We start from the raw sequence: 3284 nt of genomic DNA, 5'->3' as shown, positions 1-3284 counted from the left end.
GAAAATATCAATCCAATATCAAAACAGACCTCCTTTTTTTATTGAAAACCCTATTACTCACAAACTCTCTGAAGGGATTGGTTTTGAAATTATCGATAAAATACTTAAAGAATCAAAAATAAATTTTGTTTATGAAAATAAACCATTAGTTAGAACTTTAGGAGATATCAAAGAAAATAAATCTTTAAGCTGTTATCCATATGCTTATAAGAGTATAGAAAGAGAAAAGAATTCTCTTTTTAGCCTTCCTTTTCAAAAAACTTCAAAATTAATTTTAGCTATTAGAAAGAATGATTTAAGATTTAAAAATTTAAACACATTTAAAGATGTTATTTCAAATAAAGACCTTTTCCCAATTATTAAAATTGGATATAATCACGAAAAAGTAATATCAGAACTTTTAGAGAAATACAAAAATTATTCTATTTACAAAATAGAAAAAGAAAAAAATAATAAAATTGTATCAACTTCAGCTGATCAAGAAGAAATGTTATTAAAGATAATTAAAAAAGAAGGTGATTATGGCTTTTTTACTTTAAATGAATTTGAATATTACCAAAGTAAAAATAAAGATATTAAAATGAATTTAGTAGCTAAAAATATAATTGATAGTAAAAATGAAGTTTTAAGACATTTTATGTGCACAAAAAAAGTTGGAATGAATGTGATAAATAAGATTAATAATGCTATAAAAAAAGAGGTCAAATCTTTATAAATCAATATGAGGTAATCATGAATATTTTTTATAATAAAAAAATTAATATTATTATAGCTCTATTTTATTTTCTTTGTTTTCACATCAAACAAAAAGCATATGCCTGGAAAAACCATTCTTTAATTACAGAAATATCATTAAAAAATGCTAACATCATAAATGAAAAAAATTTAGTTCAAGCAGAAAGCATTGAAGATTTTTTATATAGTACATCCCATTTAATTCATGAAGTTTTATCAAATGTAGAAAATTGGACTATATCAAGAACACAAAAATACAATTTTACATATCCAGAAACACCTGTAGCATTCAAATTTAATGCGACAAAAGATGATCCTCAAATTTTACAAAAGTTTCTTTACGCAATAAGAATAAACCCCACTATTAAACTAAATTTATTTTTACAATTATTACCAGGTGATTCATTAGGAAATTCAGATTCTTTATTACGTACAGATGATGTTATTATTTTGCCAATTTTAAATGATGTAGGAGAATATAAATTTATAAAAGTTTCAAAAGGTCAGTATGTAAATCCTTTACAAGTAATTGCAACAGCATCAGATGAACCTGATTATGGTCATGATATTAATTTATTTGCAGATAATATTAAAGATTATAAAGTAAACTTCGGATTCGGAAATCAGCCATTTGGAAATGCTAATTTTTCATTTAGCAGCCAAGCTCCCTTTCACATGGGTTTTTACCATGAATCTCCGATTGTTTATAAACTCGCCCCCTACATTAAACAAACTTATGCAGAGCATAGAATAAAATTATATCAAGAATTATCTATTATGGCATTTAAGAGCGGACATCCTTATTGGGGACTTCGATTTTTAGGGTGGAGTCTTCATTATATTCAAGATTTAACCCAACCCTTTCACAATGCGCCTATCCCTGGTTATTCGACAACAGATCTCATAGGTTTAAATATATTAGATAAGCTAGAAGGAGCTTTTTGTAAAAAAAATAATAAAATGAATGATGCAATTAATATCATAACAAATAGGCATTTAATTCTTGAAAAATTAGTTTATGAAGAATTAGTTTATGCAAGATTAAATAATCAATATCAGTCCTTCATAATAAGTTTTTTACAAAACCAATCTCATGATAATAACTATCCTATGGTAAATGAAAATTATATTCGAGATGTTATTTCAAAAGAAGGCTCTTATTATACTAAACCTACTTATGGTAGCCTTATATTTTGGAGAGTAAATAAAGATACATCTGCTATTATAAGAAGATCTTTTCCTGAAGATTTTACCAATAACCCAAAATATATTTTTAATGATTCTTTTCAAGCATTACAAATTTTAGATCAACAAACAGATAAAACAAAAGAAAAAATGCATGAGAATGTAAATACCCTTATGGCAAATACAGGAAGTCATACCAGAAATTCGGTACGTTCTATTTTTGAGAGAAGTCATTAACTTGAAAAAAGAGATTCATTTTTTGTTTTTTCTTTTTTTAAAAGTATTGTCAATTGTTTATCAAATGTAGAGGCAAACTTTTGTTTATCTACTGCACTAAATTGAGGAGGGCCGCCTTGAATTAAACCCCCTTCTCTAAGAACCTGAGTAAAATTTCGAATGGACAAGCGTTCCGTAATATTTCCTTCATTATAAAGCTCCCCTCTCGGGTTAATTGCGACAGCTCCTTTTTTTACGACAAGGTCAGCCAATGGTATATCTGCAGTAATAACAAGATCATACTCTACTAAATTTTGGACAATATAAGCATCTGCCACATCGAATCCTTTTGGAACTTGTATTGCTGAAATATATTGAGAAGGTGGATATTTAATTGGCTGATTCGCTACTAAGCAAGTTTCAACTTTGACTCTTTCAGCAGCTTTAAAAATAATTTCTTTAATAGCTCCCGGACAAGCGTCAGCATCTATCCATATCTTCATAAATTTCCTTTAAACATGCTATAATACCATAAGCTAATAAAACCATTGACATAAACTCAAATAATCTCTTATCACTTTACATCTTGGAGCTTCCCGTGACAACTGCGAAAAAAAACATTCTCTTTTTTATTATATTTTTATTATTAAATTTGCAAAATAAAACTTTTGCAGTAGAAACAAAAACGATGATAGAGAAAGAGAATTTAATTAAAAATGAAGATAAAATCAAAATAATTGCAGAAGAAACTCCAATTCGTTCTTTCTATGAAGAACTTGGTAGTGATAAAAAAAATGATAAAAAAGAAAATAAAGATCCAAAATCTCCAGAAAATAGCACTTCTACAATATCAACTGAAAAAAAAATTGTTGGCTCTGAAATCGATATTGTTTCAAAAATTTTTAATAAACTAAAAATTCCATTTGAAATTGAAATCGTGCATTGGACAGAAATGTTACCAAAAATGATTACTGGAGAAGCAGACATGGCATTTGGAATAGAAAAAAATTCAAAATTTGATAAGTATGTAAATTTTACAAGAACCCCAACTTACACAAAAAATTATTCATTTTATGGACTTTCAAGTCAATTAAAAGATAGCTTTGTCATGAGTTTTGAAGATGCGGTTGCTCACAACTACTCCGTAG

At 27.3% G+C, this 3284-nt stretch carries 4 protein-coding genes; 3 read left to right on the top strand and 1 reads right to left on the bottom strand.

From position 1 onward, the window contains the following. Together ACIQ56_RS15970 and ACIQ56_RS15965 are read left to right on the top strand one after the other, a co-directional pair. Positions 1 to 715 (top strand): hypothetical protein (locus tag ACIQ56_RS15970; RefSeq protein ID WP_397602032.1); only part of this gene is annotated, 715 nt, incomplete at its 5' end. Positions 716 to 732: 17 nt separating this feature from the next. Then, on the top strand, positions 733 to 2157 hold the full coding sequence (locus ACIQ56_RS15965; protein ID WP_397602031.1) for a phospholipase: 1425 nt from the start codon (positions 733 to 735) through the stop codon (positions 2155 to 2157). On the opposite strand, the gene ACIQ56_RS15960 is transcribed toward ACIQ56_RS15965, so the two are convergent. Further along, positions 2154 to 2639 (bottom strand): YaiI/YqxD family protein, encoded by a 486-nt coding sequence (locus ACIQ56_RS15960; protein ID WP_397602030.1) that lies wholly within the window; start codon positions 2637 to 2639, stop codon positions 2154 to 2156. The two genes, ACIQ56_RS15965 and ACIQ56_RS15960, sit on opposite strands and share 4 nt — an antisense overlap. Before the next feature lie 95 nt (positions 2640 to 2734). On the opposite strand from ACIQ56_RS15960, the gene ACIQ56_RS15955 reads away from it, so the two are divergent. After that, positions 2735 to 3284: transporter substrate-binding domain-containing protein (locus ACIQ56_RS15955; RefSeq protein ID WP_397602029.1), on the top strand; the 550-nt coding region annotated here is incomplete at its 3' end.

The organism is Silvanigrella sp., from assembly GCF_044369315.1.
Classification (GTDB): Bacteria; Bdellovibrionota_B; Oligoflexia; order Silvanigrellales; family Silvanigrellaceae; genus Silvanigrella.
This window is presented reverse-complemented; position numbering and strand designations above follow the sequence as displayed.

Excerpts from the sequence above, each read along its gene's own strand:
- ACIQ56_RS15965 (WP_397602031.1), top strand. The coding sequence starts at position 733 with ATGAATATTTTTTATAATAAAAAAATTAATATTATTATAGCTCTATTT.
- ACIQ56_RS15960 (WP_397602030.1), bottom strand. The coding sequence starts at position 2,639 with ATGAAGATATGGATAGATGCTGACGCTTGTCCGGGAGCTATTAAAGAA.